The sequence below is a fragment of the Kitasatospora sp. NPDC098652 genome (assembly GCF_044760155.1).
GTDB lineage: Bacteria > Actinomycetota > Actinomycetes > Streptomycetales > Streptomycetaceae > Kitasatospora.
On the sequence record NZ_JBIWAQ010000003.1, the window covers coordinates 347,247 to 369,840 of the forward strand.

At 74.6% G+C, this 22,594-nt stretch carries 25 protein-coding genes and 1 pseudogene; 9 read left to right on the plus strand and 17 right to left on the minus strand.

The features are described 5' to 3' along the window. Positions 1-114 precede the first annotated feature (114 nt). Entirely contained in the window at positions 115-2,502 is a 2,388-nt protein-coding gene (locus ACIQWA_RS09555; RefSeq protein ID WP_402480339.1) for a glycosyl hydrolase family 18 protein, read from the plus strand. Between the two features lie 63 nt (positions 2,503-2,565). Here ACIQWA_RS09555 and ACIQWA_RS09560 read toward each other — a convergent pair whose 3' ends face one another. The 7 genes from ACIQWA_RS09560 to ACIQWA_RS09590 all read right to left on the minus strand — a co-directional run bounded on the left by ACIQWA_RS09560 (position 2,566) and on the right by ACIQWA_RS09590 (position 9,725). Then, positions 2,566-3,336 (minus strand): hypothetical protein, encoded by a 771-nt coding sequence (locus ACIQWA_RS09560; protein ID WP_360240470.1) that lies wholly within the window; start codon positions 3,334-3,336, stop codon positions 2,566-2,568. A 103-nt stretch (positions 3,337-3,439) separates the two neighbouring features. After that, on the minus strand, positions 3,440-3,781 hold the full coding sequence (locus ACIQWA_RS09565) for a hypothetical protein (protein WP_402480342.1): 342 nt from the start codon (positions 3,779-3,781) through the stop codon (positions 3,440-3,442). Between the two features lie 993 nt (positions 3,782-4,774). After that, positions 4,775-6,184: a family 2B encapsulin nanocompartment shell protein gene (locus ACIQWA_RS09570; RefSeq protein WP_402480345.1), complete on the minus strand. Its 1,410-nt coding sequence runs from the start codon at positions 6,182-6,184 to the stop codon at positions 4,775-4,777. 390 nt (positions 6,185-6,574) lie between these two features. Next, the gene (locus tag ACIQWA_RS09575; RefSeq protein ID WP_402480347.1) at positions 6,575-6,730 is read right to left on the minus strand and encodes a hypothetical protein; all 156 of its coding nucleotides are present in this window, start codon (positions 6,728-6,730) and stop codon (positions 6,575-6,577) included. 128 nt (positions 6,731-6,858) lie between these two features. Continuing rightward, positions 6,859-7,371: a hypothetical protein gene (locus tag ACIQWA_RS09580; RefSeq protein ID WP_360240482.1), complete on the minus strand. Its 513-nt coding sequence runs from the start codon at positions 7,369-7,371 to the stop codon at positions 6,859-6,861. Between the two features lie 231 nt (positions 7,372-7,602). Then, positions 7,603-9,057, minus strand: a complete 1,455-nt coding sequence (locus tag ACIQWA_RS09585; protein WP_402480349.1) for a PLP-dependent aminotransferase family protein — start codon at positions 9,055-9,057, stop codon at positions 7,603-7,605. A 122-nt stretch (positions 9,058-9,179) separates the two neighbouring features. Beyond that, complete coding sequence (locus ACIQWA_RS09590) at positions 9,180-9,725, minus strand: universal stress protein (protein ID WP_402480351.1); 546 nt, start codon at positions 9,723-9,725, stop codon at positions 9,180-9,182. 476 nt (positions 9,726-10,201) lie between these two features. Here ACIQWA_RS09590 and ACIQWA_RS09595 point away from each other — a divergent pair, with 476 nt between their 5' ends. After that, entirely contained in the window at positions 10,202-10,597 is a 396-nt protein-coding gene (locus ACIQWA_RS09595) for a transglycosylase family protein (RefSeq protein ID WP_402480353.1), read from the plus strand. A gap of 117 nt (positions 10,598-10,714) precedes the next feature. On the opposite strand, the gene ACIQWA_RS09600 is transcribed toward ACIQWA_RS09595, so the two are convergent. Both ACIQWA_RS09600 and ACIQWA_RS09605 read right to left on the minus strand, forming a co-directional pair. After that, entirely contained in the window at positions 10,715-11,317 is a 603-nt protein-coding gene (locus ACIQWA_RS09600) for a pyridoxamine 5'-phosphate oxidase family protein (protein WP_402480354.1), read from the minus strand. A 138-nt stretch (positions 11,318-11,455) separates the two neighbouring features. Beyond that, complete coding sequence (locus ACIQWA_RS09605; RefSeq protein WP_360240500.1) at positions 11,456-11,890, minus strand: CBS domain-containing protein; 435 nt, start codon at positions 11,888-11,890, stop codon at positions 11,456-11,458. A 134-nt stretch (positions 11,891-12,024) separates the two neighbouring features. Here ACIQWA_RS09605 and ACIQWA_RS09610 point away from each other — a divergent pair, with 134 nt between their 5' ends. From ACIQWA_RS09610 to ACIQWA_RS09630, 5 genes and pseudogenes are all read left to right on the plus strand, one after another. Then, positions 12,025-12,909, plus strand: coding sequence for a helix-turn-helix domain-containing protein (locus ACIQWA_RS09610; protein WP_402480356.1), 885 nt, complete (start codon positions 12,025-12,027; stop codon positions 12,907-12,909). Positions 12,910-12,934: 25 nt separating this feature from the next. Then, a complete protein-coding gene (locus tag ACIQWA_RS09615) occupies positions 12,935-13,354 on the plus strand; it encodes a VOC family protein (RefSeq protein ID WP_402480358.1) in 420 nt (139 codons plus the stop codon). Between the two features lie 14 nt (positions 13,355-13,368). Then, positions 13,369-13,755: an MmcQ/YjbR family DNA-binding protein gene (locus ACIQWA_RS09620; RefSeq protein ID WP_402480360.1), complete on the plus strand. Its 387-nt coding sequence runs from the start codon at positions 13,369-13,371 to the stop codon at positions 13,753-13,755. Positions 13,756-13,859: 104 nt separating this feature from the next. Further along, positions 13,860-14,738 (plus strand): annotated as a pseudogene (gene ligD / locus ACIQWA_RS09625) (non-homologous end-joining DNA ligase); the annotation flags it as partial. Positions 14,739-14,858: 120 nt separating this feature from the next. Then, a complete protein-coding gene (locus ACIQWA_RS09630; protein WP_402480875.1) occupies positions 14,859-15,713 on the plus strand; it encodes a DNA ligase in 855 nt (284 codons plus the stop codon). 63 nt (positions 15,714-15,776) lie between these two features. Here ACIQWA_RS09630 and ACIQWA_RS09635 read toward each other — a convergent pair whose 3' ends face one another. The 4 genes from ACIQWA_RS09635 to ACIQWA_RS09650 all read right to left on the minus strand — a co-directional run bounded on the left by ACIQWA_RS09635 (position 15,777) and on the right by ACIQWA_RS09650 (position 17,653). Then, positions 15,777-16,361, minus strand: coding sequence for a type 1 glutamine amidotransferase domain-containing protein (locus ACIQWA_RS09635; RefSeq protein ID WP_402480361.1), 585 nt, complete (start codon positions 16,359-16,361; stop codon positions 15,777-15,779). A gap of 3 nt (positions 16,362-16,364) precedes the next feature. Next, positions 16,365-16,661 carry a PRC-barrel domain containing protein gene (locus tag ACIQWA_RS09640; RefSeq protein ID WP_402480364.1) on the minus strand — a complete coding sequence of 99 codons (297 nt, stop codon included), beginning with the start codon at positions 16,659-16,661 and terminating at the stop codon, positions 16,365-16,367. Positions 16,662-16,697: 36 nt separating this feature from the next. Beyond that, entirely contained in the window at positions 16,698-17,144 is a 447-nt protein-coding gene (locus ACIQWA_RS09645) for a hypothetical protein (RefSeq protein WP_402480366.1), read from the minus strand. 65 nt (positions 17,145-17,209) lie between these two features. Next, positions 17,210-17,653 (minus strand): HAD family hydrolase, encoded by a 444-nt coding sequence (locus ACIQWA_RS09650; protein ID WP_402480368.1) that lies wholly within the window; start codon positions 17,651-17,653, stop codon positions 17,210-17,212. 199 nt (positions 17,654-17,852) lie between these two features. Here ACIQWA_RS09650 and ACIQWA_RS09655 point away from each other — a divergent pair, with 199 nt between their 5' ends. Then, positions 17,853-18,887 (plus strand): hypothetical protein, encoded by a 1,035-nt coding sequence (locus tag ACIQWA_RS09655; RefSeq protein WP_402480370.1) that lies wholly within the window; start codon positions 17,853-17,855, stop codon positions 18,885-18,887. Between the two features lie 13 nt (positions 18,888-18,900). Then, positions 18,901-19,290, plus strand: coding sequence for a VOC family protein (locus tag ACIQWA_RS09660; RefSeq protein ID WP_402480373.1), 390 nt, complete (start codon positions 18,901-18,903; stop codon positions 19,288-19,290). Here ACIQWA_RS09660 and ACIQWA_RS09665 read toward each other — a convergent pair. The 4 genes from ACIQWA_RS09665 to ACIQWA_RS09680 all read right to left on the minus strand — a co-directional run bounded on the left by ACIQWA_RS09665 (position 19,287) and on the right by ACIQWA_RS09680 (position 22,568). Beyond that, entirely contained in the window at positions 19,287-19,559 is a 273-nt protein-coding gene (locus tag ACIQWA_RS09665) for a hypothetical protein (RefSeq protein WP_402480376.1), read from the minus strand. The genes ACIQWA_RS09660 and ACIQWA_RS09665 overlap by 4 nt on opposite strands. 101 nt (positions 19,560-19,660) lie before the next feature. Next, on the minus strand, positions 19,661-20,272 hold the full coding sequence (locus tag ACIQWA_RS09670; protein ID WP_402480377.1) for a GNAT family N-acetyltransferase: 612 nt from the start codon (positions 20,270-20,272) through the stop codon (positions 19,661-19,663). A 124-nt stretch (positions 20,273-20,396) separates the two neighbouring features. Beyond that, positions 20,397-21,047: a TNT domain-containing protein gene (locus ACIQWA_RS09675; RefSeq protein WP_360240535.1), complete on the minus strand. Its 651-nt coding sequence runs from the start codon at positions 21,045-21,047 to the stop codon at positions 20,397-20,399. Positions 21,048-21,254: 207 nt separating this feature from the next. Continuing rightward, positions 21,255-22,568 (minus strand): geranylgeranyl reductase family protein, encoded by a 1,314-nt coding sequence (locus tag ACIQWA_RS09680; protein WP_402480380.1) that lies wholly within the window; start codon positions 22,566-22,568, stop codon positions 21,255-21,257. Positions 22,569-22,594: the final 26 nt, after the last annotated feature.

A 22,594-nucleotide genomic window follows, 5' to 3' on the forward strand; every position in this document is an offset into this window, starting at 1 on the left:
CCGTCAAGCACCTGTCACCCCGCCCGGCCGCCCCCACCGCGTCCGGGCCGGCTCCCCACGGCCCGTCCGGGCCACGCACCGCCGGAACCCCCACACATCCGGAGGACACCCCGCATGCACGACCGCGTCCTGCCCGCACGGCCCGACCTGCCCGCCCAGGGGCGAGCCGCTCGCCGGGCCGCCCGGCACAGACGGGCCACCGCACTGGCCCTGGCCGCCACGCTGACCACCAGCGGCGCCGCCCTCGCCCTCACCCTCGGCTCCGCCGCCGCCTCGCCGGTCAACCTGCTGGCCAACGGCGGCTTCGAGACCGGCACCCTGTCCGGCTGGAGCTGCTCCAACGGCTCGGTGGTCACCACCCCGGTGCACGGCGGGAGTTACGCGCTCAGCGGCGCCGCCTCCGGCTCCGACACCGCGCAGTGCCAGCAGACCGTCACCGTCCAGCCGAACACCAGCTACACCCTGGCCGGCTGGGTCCAGGGCAGCTACGTGTACCTGGGCGCCACCGGCACCGGCGTCAACGCCTCCAACTGGACGCCCGGCGGGTCGGGCTGGAGCCAGCTCAGCAGCACCTTCACCACCGGCGCCACCACGACCTCCGTCACGGTCTTCACCCACGGCTGGTACGGCACCGGCACGTACTACGCGGACGACCTCACCCTGACCGGGCCGGGCGGGCCGACCTCCTCCACCAGCCCGACGGCCTCGGGCAGTCCCACGGCGTCCACCAGCCCGACGGCCTCGGGCAGCCCCACGGCCACCGGTTCGCCCAGCGGCAGTCCGACCGCGACCGGCTCGCCGACCGGGAGCCCCAGCGGATCGCCCAGCGGCAGCCCGAGCGGCAGCCCCACCGGCAGCCCCACCGCAACCGCCACCGCGAGCGGCCCGGCCGGGGACGGCAAGGTCACCACCCCGACCGGCGTCACGGTCAGCAAGGTCACCTCGGGCGCCGTGGTGCTCAGCTGGCAGCCGTCCACCCTGAGCGGCGGCGACGGCCCGGTCGCCTACAAGGTGTGGTCCAACGGCCAGTTGGTCGCCACCTCGATGGGCACCTCCGTCGCCGTCAGCTCGCTGCGGCCCGGGCAGGGCTACACGTTCAGCGTCCAGGGCTACTCGGGCGGCCACGCCTCCGCCCAGTCCGCCCCGGTGAGCACCACGACCGCCACCGCCCCCACCCAACAGCCGGTCCGCGCGGCCTACTTCGACCAGTGGGGCATCTACGAGAACGCGTACTACCCGAAGAACGTCGACACCAGCGGCGCCGCCGGCAAGCTGGACGTCATCCACTACGCCTTCGCCAACATCGACCCCTCGAAGTTCACCTGCTTCCAGGCGGTGAAGGCCTCCGACTCGGCGAACGAATCCGACCCCAACGCCGGTGACGGCGCGGGCGACGCCTACGCCGACTACCAGGACGGCTACACCTCCGCCAACAGCGTGGACGGCAGCACGGACGGCTGGGACCAACCGCTCAAGGGCAACTTCAACCAGCTGCGCCAGCTCAAGGCCAAGTACCCCAACCTGCGCTTCACCATCTCGATCGGCGGCTGGACGTACTCCAAGTACTTCTCGGACGCGGCCGCCACCGACGCCTCCCGGAAGGCCTTCGTCTCCTCCTGCGTCGACATGTTCCTCAAGGGGAACCTGCCGACCGGGGTCGCCGGTGACGCCTCCGGCGGCGCGGCCTCGGCGGCCGGCATCTTCGACGGCATCGACATCGACTGGGAGTACCCGGGCTCGGCGGGCGGCCACACCGGCAACCACTACTCCCCCGCCGACAAGCAGAACTACACCCTGCTGCTCAAGGAGTTCCGCACCCAGCTGGACGCCCTCGGCGCCGCCCAGGGCAAGCGCTACCTGCTGAGCGCCGCGCTGCCCAGCGGCCAGGACAAGATCGCTCAGCTGGAGACGGACAAGATCGGCGCCTACCTGGACTACGCCGACGTGATGTCCTACGACATGCACGGCTCCTGGGACGCCAAGGGGCCGACCAACCACCAGGACCCGCTGCACGACAGCCCGGCGGACCCGACCACGCCGATCACCCCCGGCACCCGCAAGTACAACGTCGACACCGCGCTCACCGCGTACACCACCGGCCTGCCCGAGTACGGCATCCCCGGCGGCTTCCCGGCGAGCAAGATCGTGCTCGGCATCCCGTTCTACTGGCGCGGCTGGACCGGCGTCCCGGCCGGCTCGAACTACGGCCTGTACCAGAGCGCGACCGGCCCGACGGCCGCCAAGCCGCTCAGCCAGGAGGCCGGTCTGGCCGCCTGGAAGGAGCTCAACCCGACCGCCGCGCAGACCCATTGGGACGCGGTGACGGAGAGCAGCTGGGTCTACGACGGCACCAACTTCTGGACCGGCGACACCCCGCAGGCCGTCCAGGCCCGCGGCGCCTACGCCAAGGGCAAGGGCCTGGGCGGGCTGTTCGCCTTCTCCCTGGAGAACGACGACGCCTCCGGGACCATGCTCAACTCGCTGGACAACAGCCTGCGCTGACGTCCGATCAGTGAAACGCCGACGCCGGTGGCCCCGTTCGGGACCACCGGCGTCCGCCCCGGTTCAGCTCTTGAGGTTGAGCGAGGGGAAGAGGTCCTCGAAGGGCTGGGTGGTGACCGAGACGCTCCGGGCGAACGGATCGTCGAAGTCCCAGATCATGAACAGCAGGAAGGCGATCAGCACACTGAAACAGGCCGCCAGCATCAACTCCCTCGGGGTGTGCCGGATCTGCAGCGCGAACATCATGCCGATGGTCACCACCGCCCCGCCGATCAGCCCGAACCACACCACGCCCGGCATGGTCGGCCCGGCGTTCTGGCCGCGCTGGTTGCGGGCGTCGGAGGCCTGGCTGATCCGGTCGGTGATCGGCTGGTAGGCCTGGGACTCCAGGTCCGAGGCCGGCGTCCGGGAGACCAGCTCGTTCTGGATCTTGTCCAGCAGCTGGGTGCCCTTGTCGGTGATCTCGCCGTTCTTGCCCATGTAGTCCCACTCGACGTTCACCACGTAGGTGACATAGGCGTCGACATCGGCCCGGACCTGGTCGCGGAACTCGACCGGGTAGACCACCGCCCGGTCGCTGACCTCCCGCAGCGACTGCGCCTCACGGAACAGGTCGTCCTGGGCTGCGCCGCGCGCCTCCCAGACCCCCGCGATCGCGAGACCGACGACGATCGCGTAGACCACCCCGATCATCATCGTGATGTACTCGATGACGTCCGGCGTCTCGTCGGTCTTCTCGACGGCGCCCGCACTGCGGCGCCGCAGCACCACCACGGCCAACACGACGGCACCGGCCGCCGCCATGGCGATGATCAGCGCCACCCACTCGGACATGGGAACTCCCTTCTCTGGCTTGGCTCGTGACGTGAAAGGTGAACCCCGGGCGCACTCGGCAGGAGGGACCGGGGGAAGGTCGGGAAGGTCGCCGTCAGGACCCTCAGGACCCGGAACCACCGCGGCCGCGGCCGCGGCCGGGGCGCAGCGAGGCCGCCGCCAGCACCGCGGGGACGGTGATCAGCAGCATCGTGGTGGTGGTCGAGGCGCCGTGGTGCGACGGTGCGACGGGCGCCGGCTTGGCGGCCCGCACCACCTTGAAGGACGGATGCGCCGACGGTGTGGGCCAGGCCGGGCTCGGGCCGGCCGGACTCGGGCTTGCCGGGCTCGGCAGCGCGGGGCTGGGCGCCACCACGGCAGGGGCCGTCGGGGCGTCGGGCACCGCCGGAACCGGCACCACCGCGGGCGGTGGCGGCTGCGGGGCGGGGTCCGGGGCCGCAGGCACGGCGGGAACCACCGGGGGCGGTGACGCCGGTGCGGGCGGAGACGCCGGTGCCGGGGGCGACGGCGGCGGGGTGGGACCCGAAGGTGACGGCACCGCGGTCGGGGACGGCGTGGGGGTGGGGCTCGGGGTGAGCGTCGGCGTCGGAGTGGGCGTGCGCGTGGGGGTGGGGGTCGGCGTGCGCGTAGGCGTCGGCGTACGCGTGGGCGTCGGGGTAGGCGTCGGCGTGGGGCTCGGGCAGGGGTGCGGATGGTGGTGGTGGTGATGGTGCCCCCCGTGCCCCCCGTGCCACCAGCCGCCCCCGTGCTCCCCCTGCCCGTCGTCGCCGCCCCCGTGGCCGTCGGCCGGTCGCCCCGGCTCGGGCCGGAGCCCGGCCGTAGCGGAGGGCGAGGGCACCGCGGGCAGCGTCCCGGCCGTGAGCGGCCGGTGGCAGTGGTGGTGGTCGTGCGGCGGCCGGGGTCCGTGGTGCCGGCCGACGTCGGGCGCGACGGTGACGCCGACCTGGACGTCCACGTCCACCCCGACGTCCACGCTGCCGCCCGGGCCCACCGTGGTGGACACGTCCGTCCCGGTGCACACGCAGGTGTCGACGGCCCCGCCGCCCGGGTGCCCGCCGGGGCGTTCGGCCCCCGAGGCGCTGGCCCCGCCGACCAGCGCGCACATCGCCACCACGCCGACCGCCGCACCGATCAGCCGCGCCCGTCGACCGGGGGCCGCGCCCCCGCCGCCGTGCCGCGGTATCCGTCGGTACTGCCGGCGCTGCGGCATGGGCTCCACACACCTCTCGGGTCGTCCGGGGAGGACGGAAGGGATCTGGCTGATCAGCCGGCGGGAACGGACAGCAGTGGTCGGATCCGGATCAGAGCCGATCGGGTGCGACCATGCGCATTCAGACGTGATCAGGCGGACGGCCCGCCTCCGGGGCGGGCCGTCCGCCATCAGGTGGAACGATCTTCGCGCCGACCGGTTACGGCCCGCGCCCGCCGTTCCGCGCGCTCAGTGGCGGCGGTGCGCGATCTCGACGTTCTCCAGCACGCCGACCGCGTCCGGCACCAGGATCGCGCAGGAGTAGTAGGCGCTGACCAGGTAGGAGATGATCGCCTTCTCGTCGATCCCCATGAAGCGGACCGAGAGCGCGGGCTGGTACTCGTCCGGCAGACCTGTCTGGTGCAGGCCGATGACGCCCTGGTTGTCCTCACCGGTACGGATCACCAGGATCGAGCTGGTGTTCTCCTTGGTGATCGGGATCTTGCTGCACGGCAGGATCGGGACCCCGCGCCAGGCCGGCACCTGCTGCCCGCCGAGGTCGACGTGGTGCGGGTAGATGCCCCGGGCGTTGAACTCACGGCCGATCGCGGCGATGGTCTTGGGGTGGGCCAGCAGGTAGTCCGGGTCACGGCGGCGGTTGAGCAGCTCGTCCAGGTCGTCCGGGGTGGGCGGGCCGGAGTGGGTCTGGATCCGCTGGTCGAAGTCGGCGTTGTGGAGCAGGCCGAACTCCGGGTTGTTGATCATCTCGTGCTCCTGCCGCTCGCGCAGGGCCTCGATGGTCAGCCGGAGCTGGTGCTCGGTCTGGTTCATCGGCTGGTTGTACAGGTCCGCGACGCGGGTGTGGATCTTGAGGATGGTCTGGGCGACGCTGAGCTCGTACTCGCGCGGCTTGAGCTCGTAGTCCACGAAGGCGCCGGGGAGTTCGTACTCGCCGCGGTGGCCCGCCGACATGGCGATCTCGGCCTCGCCGCGCTCGTTCTGGGCCTGCAGCGGCAGGGACAGGAAGGTCTGCAGGTGCTCCTGGAGGCTCGGCGCGTTGTCCCGGATGCGGGCGAAGTCGTCCCGGCTCAGGGTGAGGGCGACCCCGGAGGTGGTGGTCTTCGCCGTGTACTCCCAGACGGCGTCCGGGTTGAGCAGCGAGTCGTCACCGAAGCGGTCGCCGTCGGCGGCCACGCCGACCACGGTCTCGTCGCCGTACTTGCCGGTGCCGATCTTGTTGATCTTGCCGTGCGCGATCAGGAAGATCCGGTCGGCCGCCTCGCCCTGAGTGGTGAGCACCTCGCCGGGGCCGAAGTCGCGCTGCTGGCAGCGGTCGGCGAGGGCGGTCAGCACCTCCTCGTCCTCGTAGCCACGCAGCAGGGCGAGTTCACCCAGCTCGGCCGGGATGACGCGGACCTGGGAGCCGGTCTTGATGAACTCCACCACGCCGTTGCCGACGGTGTAGGTGAGCCGTCGGTTGACCCGGTACGCGCCACCGTGGGCCTCGACCCACGGGAGCACCTTGAGCAGCCAGCGGGAGGTGATCTCCTGCATCTGCGGGGCGGACTTGGTCGTGGTGGCAAGGTTGCGGGCAGCGGCCGTCGCGAGGCTCTGCTGCCGGTCCTGCTGTGTCTCCGGGCTCGTCGTGTCCACGGACATCGGCAGGGGTCTCCATTCGTGTGGTCGGATCAGGCAGCCGGGGCCGGTACCGCTCCGTCCCGGTGCATGCTCCGCAACGGATCATCAGATCCGCGAGCTGGTGGGGAAGTTGGCGAGTTTCGTGAGGACGACCGCCATCGCCCGGCGGCCCATCCGGAACCCTAGATCACCAGAACCCGACGGAGCCCGTACGGCGGCCCACTACCCCCCGATAGGGTGAATCTCCGGTGATCCGCCCCCACGGGCCGCGATCGTCACCGGAACACCCGTTCGCCGGTTCGCACCCCGCGCACCCCGCGCACCCCGTACCCCGTGCGCCTCACCCGCTCCACCCCGCCCCGCTCCGCCCTCCTGCCGCACGCGCCTCCCGCCGTCAATCCGGCACACCGCTCAGGCGACCTCCAGGCCCTGCCGCACCCGGTCGAAGCGGCCCGCGACCAGGTCCGCGCCCACGCGCTCCCGCAGGGCGGCGTGGAGCCCGTCCGGCATCGGCAGGTCGTCGTGGGCGGCGGGGTGGCGGGGCGCTCGTGCGTGGGTGTCGGGCACGGTCCGATCCTGTCACCCGGCTCCGACACACGCGGAAGGCCCGTCAGGTGCCGGTACGGGGGTGGCCGGCACCTGACGGGTGTTCGGGGGGTGCGGCCGCGAGGGCCGCGCCGGGGGGAAGGGGTGGATCAGCAGGCGACCTGGGTGCCCGGGATGCCCAGGATGCCGGAGTTGTTGGCCAGACCGCCCTGGTACTCGTAGTACAGGTACGAGTAGAAGTCGATCCGGACGTCCTGGCCGCAGGCCGAGTCCGGGGCCACGGTGTAGGTGACCGTGAAGGTGCTGCTGGCGCCGGGGGCGAGCGGGACGTCGTAACGGGCGATGCCGCCGTGCACGTTGTCGCTGCAGCCGTTGGTCTGGGTGCCGCAGGCCGTGGCGGTGAACTTGAGCCCCGGCACCAGACTGGTGGCGTACGTCTCCTGGACGCTCTGGTAGACGAACTGGATCGGGGTGTCGTACGGGTTGGTGAGCGTCAGGGTCAGCGTGAACTCACCTCCCCGGGTGGTCGTCTGGTGGTCGGAGACGGCCGTCAGGGGCAGCGGGTTGTCGGCGGCCCGGGCGGGTGCCGCAGTCAGCAGCAGTCCGGCGGCGAGGGCCGGGCCCACGGCGAGCGCGGCACGGCTCAGATGTGTTCTGCGCATGTCCAAGGAGCGTAGGGGGCGGCGCCGTCGGGACCGCCCCCCTCGGCCCGAACCCGTACTCGCGTACGAGCGGCGGGCGGACGCCGGGGGCCGACCGTCCGCGTTCCGGCCCGGCGGAACCGCCGGTGCCCTATCCTTCGCCGCCCACCCCGCAGGCCCGGGTCGCGCGCCCGAACGGGCGGGTCCGACCGGGGTCGGTGCGCTCAGGCCAGTGGGCTCAGGCCGTTGCGCTCAGGCCGGCGCCGGCAGGATGTCGCACAGCGCCCGGAGCGCGGCCGGCCAGGCGTGGTCCGGTGGCGTGGCGTAGCCGACCACCAGGCCGTCGACGGCGGGTGTCGCCGCCGGATCGGCCGCCGGGTGCCGGTAGTCGGCGAGCCCCTCGACCGCCAGGCCCCGGTACGCGGCGGCCTTGAGGATGGACCGTTCGGTGCCGGGGGCGAGCCGCAGCACGGCGTGCAGGCCGGCCGCGATGCCGGACACCTCGATGTGCGGGGCGTGGGCGGCCAACGCGGCCACCAGCTGGTCGCGGCGGTCCCGGTAGCGGCGGCGCATTCGCCGCAGGTGGCGGTCGTAGCCGCCGGAGTCGATGAACTCGGCGAGGGTCAGCTGGTCCAACGCACTGACCCAGGCCTCGCGTTCGCCCTTCGCGGCGAGCACCTGGTCGACCAGGTGGTCCGGCAGGACCATCCAGCCGAGGCGCAGCGCCGGGGTGAGGCTCTTGCTGGTGCTGCCGAGGTAGACGACCCGGTCGGGGTCGAGCCCCTGGACGGCGCCGACCGGCTGGCGGTCGTAGCGGAACTCCCCGTCGTAGTCGTCCTCCAGGACGAGCCCGCCGTGTCCGCGCGCCCAGTCGATCACGGCGGCGCGGCGCCCGGCGTGCAGCGGGCCGCCGGTCGGGAACTGGTGGGCGGGGGTGAGCAGGACCGTACGGAGCTCCGGGTGCCGGGCCAACTCCTCGACCCGGGCGCCCTGTTCGTCGATCGGCAGCGGAACGGCGGTGACGCCGGCGGCGGCCAGCAGCCCGCGGTGGAAGCCCAGCCCGTACGCCTCGACGGCCAGCGGACCCTGGTCGGCGGGCGGCAGGGCGGGCGCGGCACCGTCGAAGAGCAGGCGCAGCGCGTGGGCGAAGCCGGAGCAGACCACGATCCGGTCGGGGTCGGTGCGCACGCCGCGGGCGCGGGCGAGGTAGTCGGCGAGGACGGCACGCAGTTCGGGCCGCCCCTGGGGGTCGCCGGGTCCGAAGGCCTCGTTCGGGGCGGCGGTGAGGGCCCGGCGGGCGGCGGCCAGCCAGGCGGTGCGGGGGAAGGAGGCGGCGTCGGGCCGGCCCTGGCGCAGGTCGTGCACCGGTCCGGGGCGGCGCGCGGGGCGGCGGGCCCGGGTGGGCGGGACGGGTGCGGCGCGGTCGGCGACGGTGGTGCCGGAGCCCTGGCGGGCGGTGAGCCAGCCCTCGGCGACGAGTTCGGCGTAGGCCTCGGCGGCGGTGTTGCGGGCCAGGCCGAGGTCGGTGGCGAGGGCCCGGTAGGGCGGCAGCCGGGTGCCGGGGGCCAGTCTGCCGCTGCGGATCGCTTCGCGCAGCGCGGCCATCAGCGCGGCGCGGCGGCCGCCGGTGGCGGGCAGCTCCAGGTGCAGGTCGTTACCGGTCGTGTGGGCCGGCTCGGTGGGGTGCGCGCCCGACGTCTCCGTCATGGTCACGCACCCTACCCGCCGCCCCGGCGCCGCCCGGCGGGCGGCCACTCCCCTTTACGGCCACTCCCCTTTACGGCCGCGCCCCTTTATGGCCACGCCCCCGACAGCCACACCCCTGACGGCTACGGCACCACGGTGACCGGCCAGCGTCCGGCCTTGACCAGCCGGACCGCGACCGAGCCGATCACCTTGTGCCCGGCCTGCTCGGAGACGCCGACCACCACGGCGTCGGCGCGCAGCTCGTCGGCGAGCTTGGCGAGGCCGGTGTAGGGGTCGCCGCGCATGGTGAGGAAGCGCCACTCCACCCGCCAGACCTCGCTCACCCGCTGTTCGGCCTCGCGCAGCGCGGCGAGCAGTTCGTCGGCGACCTCCTGGGTGGTCTCCTCCACGGCGGCCCCGGCGAGGGCGGTGGCGGCGCCGAGTATCGGCTGGATGTAGGCGACGGCCAGCTGGGCGCCCTGCCGGCGGGCCAGTCCGGCGGCGTAGGCGGTGGCGCGCCAGGAGGAGTCGGAGCCGTCCAGGCCCGCCAGGATCACCTTGGGTCCGTCGGTCCCCAGCTCGAAGCCGCTCGGTGCGACGGCCGGCTGGTGCTCCCCGTGCTCGGCGCCGGCCGGTCGGCCCGCGCCCTCGACGGCCCCGGTGTCGGCCGCATCGCTGTCATTGCTCATGGGCGGAAGGCTATGCCCGCCACCGTGGGTGGCCGACGGGGGCACTCCGGGTGAGGGCTGTGGCGCGGGCCACCCGGGCGGGCCCGCGACGGCGCCGGGCCGGTACCGGGGGCGGGCGGGCCGTCACGCGCTGTCGACGGTGTGCGCGGCCTCACACCGGCTCCGGGGTGACGGGGGCCACTTCCCGGGGTGGTTTGATCTTGGAAATAGCTGCAAATCGGTCGAAATCACCTTATTTTCGTGATCGCTACCTGCGGTAACAGGCCTCTGACGTGCTCAAACCTGCGATTCCTTGAAACCGCCACGACCGCCCCCGTACCTTCGAACCCGTTGCACCGAGCGATTCCGCTCCGGCCGGGCCTCACCGCCCCCGAGCAGGAACGGTGCCGGACCGCGCGAGCGATGTGTCCCCGCAACCGACGGCCTTCCGAGGGCCTGGTTCCGCACGCCCGCACACCCCCTCCGAAAGGAAACGCATGACCTTCCGTAACGAGACTGCCGCTGCCACCACCACTGCCACCCCGAAGCGCCGCAACCGCGTCCGGATGGCTCTGATGGCCGGGGCGCTCACCGCGCTGCCGGTGGCCGGCCTCGTCACGGCCACCAGCGCCTCCGCCGCGCCGGCGTCGGTCTGGGACAAGGTCGCCTCCTGTGAGGCCACCGGCAACTGGGCCATCAACAGCGGCAACGGCTTCTACGGCGGCCTGCAGTTCACCTCCAGCACCTGGGCGGCCTTCGGCGGCACCGCGTACGCCCCCCAGGCCCACCTGGCCACCAAGGACCAGCAGATCGCGATCGGCGAGAAGGTCCTCGCCGCCCAGGGCCCCGGCGCCTGGCCGATCTGCTCCGTCAAGGCCGGCCTGGGCAAGTAAGCCCGCCGCACACACGCACGCACACGAGCCGCCGCACCCCCAGGGGTACGGCGGCTTCGTCGCGTCACGCGCCGCCCCGCTCCGGCTCAGCCCCCGCCCCCCGACTCCACCGGGGGCTCAGGCCGATTGGGTGGATCGGGCCGGGCGGTCGGGCAGCGGCAGCGGGAGGGCGGGCAGGCCGTCGAGGCTGGTGCCGACCAGCGGTTTGCGCTCGCAGTAGGCGCCGAACTCCTCCTCGTCCTTGCGGTCGAAGTACTGCGCGTGCAGCTCGCGGTCGGCGCGGTAGTCCATGAACGGCACGGCGTACCCGCAGGAGTCGCTGACCCGTTCGGCCCGGACCAGCACGATCGCCCGCAGGCCCGAGCCGTCCGCCCCGGGCTCGAAGCGGGCGAGCAGCTCGGCGAAGCGCGGGTCGTCCCGGAAGACCGGCTCGCCGCGGCCGTGCACCCGCACCACGGTGGGCGGGCCGTCGAAAGCGCACCACATCAGGGTGATCCGGCCGTTCTCCCGAAGGTGGGCGATGGTCTCGGCCTGCGAGCCGCCGAAGTCCAGGTAGGCGAGGGTGAGTTCGTCGATGATCGCGAGGGTGCCGGAGCGGCCCTTGGGTGACAGGTTGACGTGCCCGTCGCCGGCCAGTGGCGCCGTCGCGACGAAGTAGACGGGCTGGCGTTCGATGAACTGCCGCAGTCGGCCGTCGATGCTTTCGTACTGCTTTCCCATGTGCGCGATTGTGCCCGCATCTCGCTCTCCGAGAAAGGAAAATCCACCCCATGAGACGGCAGGCGGCCCGGCCGGGCCCGCGACGGTACTCGGTCCGCGGGGCCCGGCCGGGGCCGTCGCCCAGGGCGGGCGGGCGCGTCAGTGCTTCATGTAGACGCTGTCCATGAACTCGATGATCTGCTGGTCCGTCAGCCGCTGGCCGTCGCGGTGACCCATCGCCAGGTCGGCCTCGCTGATCATGCCGACCAGCCGTTCGCCGTCGATCACCGGGATGCGCCGGATCTGGTGCTGCTCCATCTTCTTGAGCACCACGTCCATGCTGTCGTCGGCCCGCACGCAGTGCAGGTGCCCGGCCAGTTCGATGGCCGTCATGCTCGCCGGGTCCTTGCCCTCGGCGAGACAGCGCACCACGATGTCGCGGTCGGTGATGATGCCGTGGAGCTTCTGGTCGTCGCCGCAGATCGGCAGCGCGCCGACGTTCTTGTCGCGCATCATCTTCGCGGCCTCGTCCAGCGTCTGGTGGGCGCCGATGCACTGGGCGCCGGTGTGCATGATGTCTCGGGCAGTGGTCACGGGGACTCCTTCGTCGGTGTTTACCCCCCGGCGGCCATCCCCCGGCGGCGCACCGCGCCCTCACAGGGTGACCGTGCCATCACCGTAGGCGACCGCGCTCCCGCCCGCGACCGCGGGCGCCGATACTGGAAGCCGTGACCACGCAAGCCACCGGGACGGTCGACGAGGCCGTCCGCGCCCGTCCCTCGACGGCGCTGCGCCCGTACGTGGCCTGGTACTCGGGCTACCGCCAGCGCGGCCTGGCCCCGGCCGTGCACCGCGGCCTGCCCTCCCCGTACCTGACCTTCATCCTCACCCTGGACGAGCCGCTGGTGATCGCCGGCCACCCCGATCCGGCCCAACCGCCCGGCAGCTACCCGACGCTGCTCGGCGGGCTGCACACCTCCCCCGCGCTGATCACCCACGAGGGCGCCCAGTCCGGGGTGCAGATCGCCGTGCACCCGCTCGCCGCACGTGCCCTGTTCGGGCTGCCCGCCGGGGAGTTGGCCGGGATCGACGTCCCGGCGGAGGAGGTGCTCGGGCGGCTCGGCCCGCAGTTGCAGGAGCGGATCAGGGCCGCCGAGGGCTGGGCGGAACGGTTCGCCGCCCTGGACGGGGCGCTGCTGCGGGCCGCTCGGCCATCCGGGCGGGTGCCGCCGGAGGTGGGCTGGGCCTGGCGGGCGCTGCGGCGCAGCGGCGGGGCGCTGCCGGTGGCCGAGCTGGCCCGCGAGACCGGGTGGAGCGCCCGGCACCTCCAGGAGCGGTTCCGCCGGGAGACCGGGCTCACCCCGAAGGCCGCAGCCCGGGTGATCCGCTTCGACCGGGCCCGGCACCTGCTCGCGACCGGTGCGCCGCCGCCCCGGTTGGCGGAACTGGCGGTGAGCTGCGGCTACTTCGACCAGGCGCACCTGGCCCGGGAGTTCCGCGCCCTGGCGGGGGCGGCGCCGAGCGCCTGGCTGGCGGCCGAGGGGCCGGAGGAGGGCAAGTTCCGAAACGTCCAAGGCGGGGCGGCGAGGGCCGCCGCAGAGTGGGAGGCGTAACCACCCCACCCGAGGAGTGAGAGTCATGGACACCGAGACCCCTGCCCCGCAGGTCTGGCCCACCCTGCGCGCGACCGACGCCCGCGCCCTGATCCGCTTCCTGACGGAGGCCTTCGGCTTCCAGGAGGTGGTCAGCTACGGCGAGGGCGACTTCGTGGCGCACGCCGAACTGGCCTGGCCGGAGGGTGGCGGCGTGATGCTCGGCTCGGTGCGGGAGACCGCGCCGGGCCAGTGGCGGGGCGAGCCGGGCACGTTCAGCGCGTACGTGGTCACGGCCGACCCGGACGGCGTGCACGCCCGGGCCGTGGCCGCCGGGGCCCGGATCACCACCGGCCTGACCGAGACCGACTACGGCTCGCGCGACTTCGCCGCCGCCGACCCGGAGGGCAACCACTGGTACTTCGGCACCTACCCGGGCGCACCCCGGCCCGTCCCGGCGGCGTGAGCACCGTGAGCGCCGTGAGCTCCGCACGTACGGCGCGTGAAGCGGCCTCCGCGGGCTCCGCCCCGGTGGAGCGGCTGCGGGCGCTGTGCCTGGCGCTGCCGGACACGGAGGAGCGGGTCAGCCACGGGGAGCCGACCTGGTTCGCGGGTTCCGGCCGCCGGGCCCGGATGTTCGTGATGCTCGCCGACCACCACCACGACGACCGGCTCGCCTTCTGGTGCGCGGCCCCCGGCGGCGCCCAGGAGCGGCTGGTCGGGCAGGACCCGGCCCGCTACTTCCGGCCGCCGTACGTGGGGCACCGGGGGTGGCTGGGCGTCCACCTGGACGTTCCGGCCCCGGACTGGCCGCGGATCGAGGACCTGGTCGCGGACGCCCACGCCCTGGTCGGCCCGGGCGGCTAGGAACGGCGGCGGCCGCCGTCCCGGGCGGGGGCAGCGGGGGCGGGGGCAGCGGGCGCGGGGCAGACTGGCTGGGGGGCCACCGCAGCACTCCCCGGAGAGCACCGATGCCGCAGATGACGGTCGACGGGCACACCCTCGCCCTGTCCCACCTCGACAAGGTGTACTACCCGAGCATCGGGACCCCCAAGGGCGAGGTGCTGCGCTACTACGCCGCGGTGCACACCGCCCTGCTGCCCCACCTGCGGGACCGCCCGGTCTCCTTCCTGCGCTGCCCGGACGGTGTCGAGGCGGAGGTGTTCGTCGCCAAGAACCCGCCGCCGGGCACCCCCGACTGGGTGCGCACGGTGGACGTGCCGAGCACCGGCGGCGAGCTGCGCCAGGTGGTGCTGGAGAACGGCGCGGCGCTGCTGGCGGTCGCCAACCTGGGCTGCCTGGAGCTGCACGTCCCGCAGTGGCACGCCGCCGCGCCCGGGCTGGCCGACCGGCTGGTGCTGGACCTCGACCCGGGCGAGGGCGCGGACGTGCTCACCTGCCGGGCGGTCGCGCTGCTGCTGCGCGAGCGGCTCGCCGCGGACGGCCTGTCGGCCTGGGTGAAGACCTCCGGTTCCAAGGGCCTGCACCTGCTGGTGCCGATCGAGCCCACGCCCAGCGCCGAGGTCTCCGGGTACGCCAAGGCGCTGGCCGCCGCCCTGGAGGCGGAGCACCCGGAGCTGGTGGTGCACACCATGGCCAAGGCCCGACGGCGCGGCCGGGTGCTGGTCGACTGGTCGCAGAACAACGCCAAGAAGACCACCGCCGCCCCGTACACCCTGCGCGCCCGGCCGCTGCCGACCGTCTCCGCGCCGCTGGCCTGGGCCGAGCTGGAGCGGGCCCGCGGGGAGGCGGAGCTGGTGTTCACCCTCGCCGAGCTGCCGGACCGGCTGGCGACGCACGGCGACCTGTTCGCGCCGCTGCTGGACCCGGAGCAGGCCCGGCCGCTGCCCCAGGCACCCACCGCCCGTGCCACGCCCCAGGCGCCCACCGCCCGTGCCGCGCCCGCGGCCCCCGCGCGGGCCGCGCAGCCCTCCCAGCCCCGGCAGGTGCTGCACCCGCCCGTCGAGGTGATGCGCCCCGCCGCCGTCGCCGCCGTGCCGCCCGCCGACGGGCTGGGCGGGGGCGGCGTGCAGTACGAGCTGAAACTGGACGGCTTCCGCTGCGTCGCCTTCGCGCGTGGCGAGCGGCCGGCCTTCCTGCAGTCCCGCAGCGGCCGCGACCTGGCCCCCGAGTTCCCGCCGATCGCCGCCGCCGTCGCCCGGCTGCCCGAGGGGCTGGTGCTGGACGCCGAACTGGTCGCCTGGCGGGCCGGGCGGTTCGCCTTCGAGGAGCTGCTGCACACCCGGCAGGCCCGGGCCGCCGCCCCGGACGTCGCGCTCGGGCTGATCGCCTTCGACCTGCTCGCCCTGCCCGGCCGGGACGTCCGGCGCCTGCCGCTCACCGACCGGCGCCGGCTGCTGCTGGCCGCGCTGGCCGACGTCCCGCCGCCGATCCAGCCGGTGCTGGCCACCACCGACCGGACGGAGGCCGTGGCGTGGATGACCCAGCTGGCGGACACCGGCGTGGAGGGCCTGGTGTGCAAGGCCGCCGCCTCCCCGTACCGGGCGCGCGGCGCGGGCCGGGCCTGGGTCAAGTACCGGCGCAGCGACACCGAGGACGCCACCGTCCGTGCCCTGACCGGCCCGGCCGACCGGCCGCACGCCCTGGTGCTCGAACTCGACGACGGCCGCGTGCTGTTGACCACCCCGCGGCTCACCCCCGTGCAGGCCCGGGAGGTCGCCCGGGCGGCCGGGCCGCTGCTCGGCCCGCCCGCCGCCGACCCCGACCACGGCCGGGTGCACCCGGTCACCGCCCCGCTGCGCGCCGAGGTCACCCTCACCGGCCGCCCACCCACCGCCACCTTCGTCCGCCTGCGCGGGGACTGACCCCTGGGGCGTGGCCGCCCCTGAACCCCCGCGTCTGAACGCCGATACGCCCCTGAACCCGCGTCACTTCCGCTGTCCGGCCGCCGCGTGGGCGAACTCGGTGACGAAGGTGTCCTCGAACACCGGCAGGTCGCCCGGCGCCCGGCTGGTCACCAGCGGGCCCGGGCCCTCCCGGCAGACCTGCACCTCCTGGTCGACCCAGTGGGCGCCCGCGTTGACCAGGTCCGTCCGCAGGCTGGGCCAGGAGGTGAGGGTGCGGCCACGGACGGCGTCGGCCTCGATCAGGGTCCAGGCGGCGTGGCAGATCGCCGCGACCGGGCGGCCGGCCGCGCAGCAGCCCCGGACGAAGGCGACCGCCGCCGGGTCGAGCCGCAGCGCGTCCGGGTTGGCGACGCCGCCGGGCAGCACCAGCCCGGCGTAGTCGGCCGGGTCCGCCTCCGCCACCAGGGCGTCCACCGCGAAGGTGTCCCCGGGCGCGCGGCGCCGCACGGCCTGGACCCGGCCGGGCGCGGTGGAGAGCAGGCGCGGACGGCCGCCGGCCTCGAGCACCGCCTGCCAGGGCGAGGTCAGTTCGTCCTGCTCGGCGCCGTACGGGGCGACCAGGAAGGCGACCGTCCGGCCGGTCAGGGTGGTGGCGGGCCAGCCCATGGGTCAGCGCCGGCGGGCGGTGGTGAGGTACTCGTCGGGCGACGGGACGGTGCCCAGCCGGGCGCGCGGGCAGTCCAGGTGGACGGCGCGGTCCAGGTGGTCGATCCGGGCGACCAGGCCGACCGGGACGAGCACCCTGGCACCCGGCACCCAGGGCCCGGCGTCGACGGCCAGGTGGTCGCCGGCGTCCTGGTCGACCCGGCCGACCGGTCCGTCGGTAGCCTGCACCTCGTACCCGACCAGGCTGAGGTCGGCGGCGGGGTGGGAGCCCGGGCGGTACTCCCACAGGTCGGTACTCATGCGCACCTCTTCCCGATGGTTCGGCCCCCCGCCGCGTCACGCCTCCGGGCGGTCCCAGGGCCTTCGTTCACGTCCGTCCCGGCCCTCCCCGCGGTCCCGGCGCTCCTGCCCGTCCTCCCGGTCCGGGCCGGTACCGCCGACGACGCCGTCGCCCCGGTCCGGCGCCCTTCGCCGTCGCAGCAGCGCCGTGGCGGCCATCGAGGCCGCCACCGAGGCGGCCCAGACCACGCCGAGGGCGGTCAGCACGGCGGTGGTCGGGGTGCGCACGCCGATGCCCACGCAGATCGACGTCATCACCAGTACGGTCAGCAGCACCCCGACCGAGATCCGGCGCCCGACGCCGCGCAGGGCGTCCAGGACCCGGTTCGGGCGCTTGGCCCCCATCGTGCTCAACTTCCGGTCGAGGCGCGTGTCCTGGCGCAGATCGGACTCGATCTCCTCGAGGAGCCGCCGCTCCCATCCGCTCAACGCGGGTCCGTCCATCTCGGTCACCTCCGACACTTCCGGTGACGTGCTCGCACCCGGCGGTTGCCCGGTACGGGCCGGCGTTAACCGTTCCGGGGGCCGCCGGTTCCGGCGGCCACACGCCCGAAGGCCCGGGGACGGGCGAGCAGGCTGTCGTCCAGGACGCGCAGCAGGGCGGCGGCGTCGCGGTGGACCTCGACCGCGCCGGCCGCCCGCAGCTCCGGACTGGCGTCCCCGCCGGTCTCCAGGGCGACGCAGGGCACCCCGGCCCGCCGCGCCGCCAACACCTCGCGCACGCTCCCGGCGACGGCCACCGCGTGCGAGGGCCCGCCGCCCACCAGCGCCAGCGCGGCCCGCACGGCATCGCCACCGGGGGCGGTCACGGTCAGCGCCCGCACCCCGGCCGGACCGGGGCCGGTCAGCACCACCGTCCAGCCCCGCGCGGCGCACTCGTGCAACAGCTCGGCGCCGCCGGGCAGCCGGGGCCGCCAGTCGGTGCCGATCAGGGCCGCCGAGATCACCGTCATGGCCACCTCTCCCGTGCTCCGGGCCCTGCGTCGGGGCGTGCCCCGCGCAGGTCACGCACCGCGCGCCCTTCCAGGTTAGGACGCTCCCCGGCCCGGCGCGCAGCCTGCCGGGAACGGCCGCCCCGGCACCGGAAAACCGCTTGGCGGGCACCGCGCGGGCCGGAATACTCCGGAGGTCCGTCGACGGGGAGGAGAGCGGGTGGCGGTGTTCGCGTGCGCCGGGTGCGGTACCGAGCTGACGGTGCCGGTGACGGAAGTGGCACTGCCGCCGCACGCCCACCGGGAGGGCGGGGACCGGTACCTGCCGCCGCTGCTGGATCCGGGCACCTTCGCCGTCGACCCGGAGCCGACCGAACAGCCCTGGCGACCGTGGTCCGCGATCACGGCCGCGGAGGCCGCCGAACGCGGCCTGTACGCGCCGGTCGACGGCCTGTGGAGCGGCCCCGGCGGCGCGGTGCTGCTGGCCCCGGGCGACAGCCGTTGCACCGTGCTGGTGCCTGAGTGGTGTGACGGCTGCTGTGCGGCTGCGGGCGACCCGAACCTGGCGTGCGCGGGGTGCGGGCGCACGGTGGGCGCCCGGATCGACGACTGCTACCGCTGGCAGGCGGTGTGGCTCCACCCCCGGGCCGTCCGGCGCCTCCCGGTCGAGGGCCCGGCCCGGCCGGCCGGGGACGGCTGGACGGTCCCACCGGCGCCCCCGGTCGAGCCGGGCGGCTGGTGGAGCGACCGCTGGAGCGCCGCCGTGGGGACGGCCCTGGCCGAGGTGCTGGCGGCCTCCGGTGGGGAGCCGGTGGCCACGGCCCCCGGCCTGCTGACCGAGACCTTCGGCCGTACCCTGCACCGGCTGCTCCCCGGTGCTCCCCCGGCCCGCGCCCTGCGCCCGGCCGGGCCCGGCCTCGCCGCCGTTCCGGCACCGGACATCGCCCTCGTCCCCCGCCACCCGTGGACCGGCGCCGCCTGGCCGGCGCCGCCCGGCACCGTGGCCGTCCCGCTGGACGCCGGGGTGTGGACGTACCTGGCGTTCCCACCGCCCCGCCTCGGACACGCCCCAACCACCAGGCTGCCCGCCGGGGAGGAGCGGGACGATCCGCTGCCGCTGCGCCCCATCCGCCTGTTCGAACCCGACCGCTACCTGCTGCGCCACCGCCTCGCCCGGCTGCCCGCCGTCCAGAGTCCCTGGCTGCGGGCGATCTACGATCGGCTCGGCGACCGCCGCCACCACCCGGGCGCATAGGAGGCCACACCCCATGAGGATCAACCTGACCACCGTGTTCGTCGACGACCAGGACAAGGCGCTGCGCTTCTACACCGAGGTGCTGGGCTTCGTGAAGAAGGCGGAGGTCCCGCTCGGCGCCTACCGCTGGCTCACCGTGGTCTCCCCCGAGCAGCCGGACGGCACCCAGCTGCTGCTGGAGCCCGACAACCACCGCGCCGTCGGGCCGTACAAGACCGCGCTGGTCGAGGACGGCATCCCGGCCGCCCAGTTCGCGGTGGACAACGTGCACGCCGAGTACGACCGCCTGCACCGGCTCGGGGTGCGGTTCACCCAGGAGCCCACGGCGATCGGCCCGGTCACCGTCGCGGTGCTGGACGACACCTGCGGCAACCTCATCCAGCTCGCCCAGTTCCACGGCTAGGACGCTTCCTGCGGGTCAGCACGAACCAGCCGGGCGAGGGCCGGCCACTCGACCAGGTCCTCGGCGGGCGGGTCGTGCCGGGTCAACTCGTCCAGGATCGCGGTGAGTTCGGCCAGGTAGTCCGCCCCCAGCTGGGCGGCCGTGGTCACCCGGCGCCGCCGGGGGCCGAGCTCCGGGTGGGCGCCGAGCTGCCAGGCCTCCTCCAGGCCCGTGCCCCAGCGGGCGACGGATTCGTGGAAGTCCCGTCCGGGACGGTCGGTGCCGTTCATCGGCCCAGGATCGCCGGGCCGACCGGGGCCGTCACCCGGTTTTCCGGACACCCACCTGTCCGGACACCCACCGTTTCCGGACACCCACCGCACAGCGGCCGTCAGCGGCCGAGGGCGACCGCCGGGTCCGTCGCCAGCCGGGCGTGCAGGTGCTCGTCGTTGTACGGGCCGTCGCCGTAGCGGTAGGAGCCCCGCAGGGTGCCCTCGTACGGGAAGCCGGCGCGGGCGGCGACCCGGCAGGAGGACTCGTTGCCGACGGCGTGGTAGAGCTCGATGCGGCGCACTCCGGCGGTGCGCACGCCCCAGTCGGTGACGGCAACAGTGGCGAGGGTGGCCAGGCCGCGGCCGCGGGCGGCGGCGAGCAGCCAGTAGCCGACCATGGCGACGCCCTCGCCCCGGTCCGTCCAGCGCAGCGCGACGTTGCCGCACAGCCGGCCGTCGGCGCGGTCGGTGACGGCGAAGCAGGCGGTGCTGCCGTCGGCCCAGCGCTGGTCGGCGCGGTCCAGGAAGGCCTCGGCGCCGGCCGGGTGGATGGCGTCGTGCAGCGGGTTCCAGCGGACGATCTCCGCGTCGACGGCGGCCGCCGTCACGGCGGCGACGGTGCCGCCGGGCAGGTCGAGGGCGCGGCCCCAGGGGCGCAGCAGGAAGGTTCCCACGTCGAGGACCTCGGGTCGGAAGGGGCGCCGGTCGGTCGCCGCGTCGCTGGTGGTCATCCCGCCTTCCTATCCCCGGCCGCGCCGCGCCCGCCAGTGATTAATCCGGCGGTGACCGGTCCGGCCCGGGCAAGCGGACGACCGTGCACCCGGCCTGGCCCGGGTCGGGTGCACGGTCGTGGGGTCAGATCCGGGCGAGGTAGCCGTTCTCCACGAGCCAGAGCACGTTCAGCTTCGCCGGGCCGCTGGGGACGAGGGTCGCGTCGAGCTGGTACTGGAGGCCCCAGCCGGGCTGGTTGAACCACGGGGCGATCGGGCCGGCGTGTACCTTGAACGGCTTGACCACCTTGTAGTCGTGGTAGTTGCAGCCGGCCGCCGGGGTGCCGTCGAGGCTCTGCGGGGGGATCGCGCGGTTGGCGTAGGGCAGGCCCTCGGGGGCGAGGAAGGAGCCGTACTCGCTGCCGTAGCGGTCGATGTTCTGGTTCGGGTAGAGGGTGAGGTCGAACTCGACCGGGCTGCCGTCGGGGAGGGTGACGTAACCGTCGGACGGCGGGTAGATCCAGCCGCCCTTGCCGCCGTTGGCGGTCGGGTCGTAGTACTTGGCCAGGAAGTCCTGCTCCGCGGCGCCGCCGGTGCGCTGGTAGCCGAGGAGTTGGCGGCCGACCGGACCGGTGGTCGGGAGGTCCTCGGGACCGAGGCGCGGGTCGCCGTCGAAGAACGCCGCCGAGCACTGGTCGGACGGGGTGGCCGCCCTGCTGTCGGCGGCGGCGGGAATGCTCACGGCGGTCAGGGCGGCGGCCGCGGCGAGGGGCGCGACGAACAGGCGAAGGCGCACGGTGTCTCCGTCGAACGAGGATCGGTGGCAGAGGGGCCGCGGAGGGCGTTCTGCTCACCCTCCGTGGCCGGTTCGGCACCAGGCAAGCGGATTCACTGATCATTCGTCAACACGACTTGGCCGAAGGCCGACCTGTTTCCCCGGTTTCGGCCAAGCCCGGGACACCGGGCCGCTCACCCGGAAGGATGAGCGGCCCGGTCGCCGGCCTCACCGGCCCGGGGCGACCCGCCCGACCAGGTGGAGCAGCCGGTCCAGGGCGTCCTTGGAGTCCGGCTCGGTCAGGTTGACCATCAGCCGGAACGCCACCTTCAACAGCGCGGGGTGGCCCAGCCCGGCGGCCCCGGCCGCGCCGAGCAGCCGGGGCCGCCCGAGCAGGTCGGCGGCCAGTCGGCCGACTGCGAAGTAGCCCGCGTAGGCGGAGCGGAGCTTCTGCGGGTAGGCGCGCAGGGCGAGTTCGCGGCCGCGGTCGGTGCGGCGGGCGTGCGCCTGGACCACGGTCTCGGCGGCGTAGCGGCCGGACTCCATCGCGTAGGCGATGCCCTCCCCGGTGCCGGGGCTGACCGTGCCGCCGGCGTCGCCGATCAGCAACAGGCCGTCGGCGTAGTGGGGTTGGCGGTTGAGGCCCATCGGCAGGGCGGAGCCGCGGATCGGCTCGGTGACGGCCTCGGGGTGGTAGCCGTAGCCGGGCGGCAGGTCGGCGCACCAGCGCCGTAGCAGCTCGCGCCAGTCCAGGTCGGTCTTCGCGGTGTCGAGGACGCCGAGGCCGACATTGGCGGTGCCGTCGCCCATGCCGAACACCCAGGCGTAGCCGGGCAGCAGCCGGCGGGCCGGGTCGTCGGGGTGGCGCAGGTCGAGCCAGGCCTCCAGGTAACGGTCCTGGTGGCGCGGGGTGGTGAAGTAGGTCCGGTAGGCGACGCCCATCGCGCGGTCGGTGCGCCGGTAGCGCTTCATCGCGACGGACAGCCGGGTGGAGTTGCCGTCGGCGGCGATCACGAGCGGGGCGCGGTACTCGACGGGCTTGCGCTCCTCGCCGAGCTTGGCGGTGACACCGGTGATCCGGCCGGACCGCTCGTCCGTCAACGGCCCCGCCACATTGGCGCGTTCGACCAGCCGGGCGCCGGCCGCGGCGGCCCGGCGGGCGAGCAGTTCGTCGAAGTCGGCGCGGCGGCGCACGAGTCCGTGGGAGGGGAAGGCGGAGAGCTCGGGCCAGTCGAACTCCAGAGCGCGGTGCCCGGAGATCAGCCGCAGGCCCTTGTTGTGCAGCCAGCCGGCCTCCTCGGAGACGTCGATGCCCATGTCGACCAGCTGTTTGACGGCGCGCGGAGTGAGGCCGTCGCCGCAGACCTTCTCGCGCGGGAAGGCGAACTTCTCCAGCAGCAGGACGTCCAGGCCGGTGCGGGCGAGGTGGTAGGCGGCGGTGGAGCCGGCCGGTCCGGCGCCGACCACGATGACGTCGGCACTGTCCTCGGTCGGGGCGGGCCGCTGCCGCTCCGCTCGCAGCTGCTGCTCTGGGCCGGGCATCGAGCACTCCCCCTGGGGTCGGATCG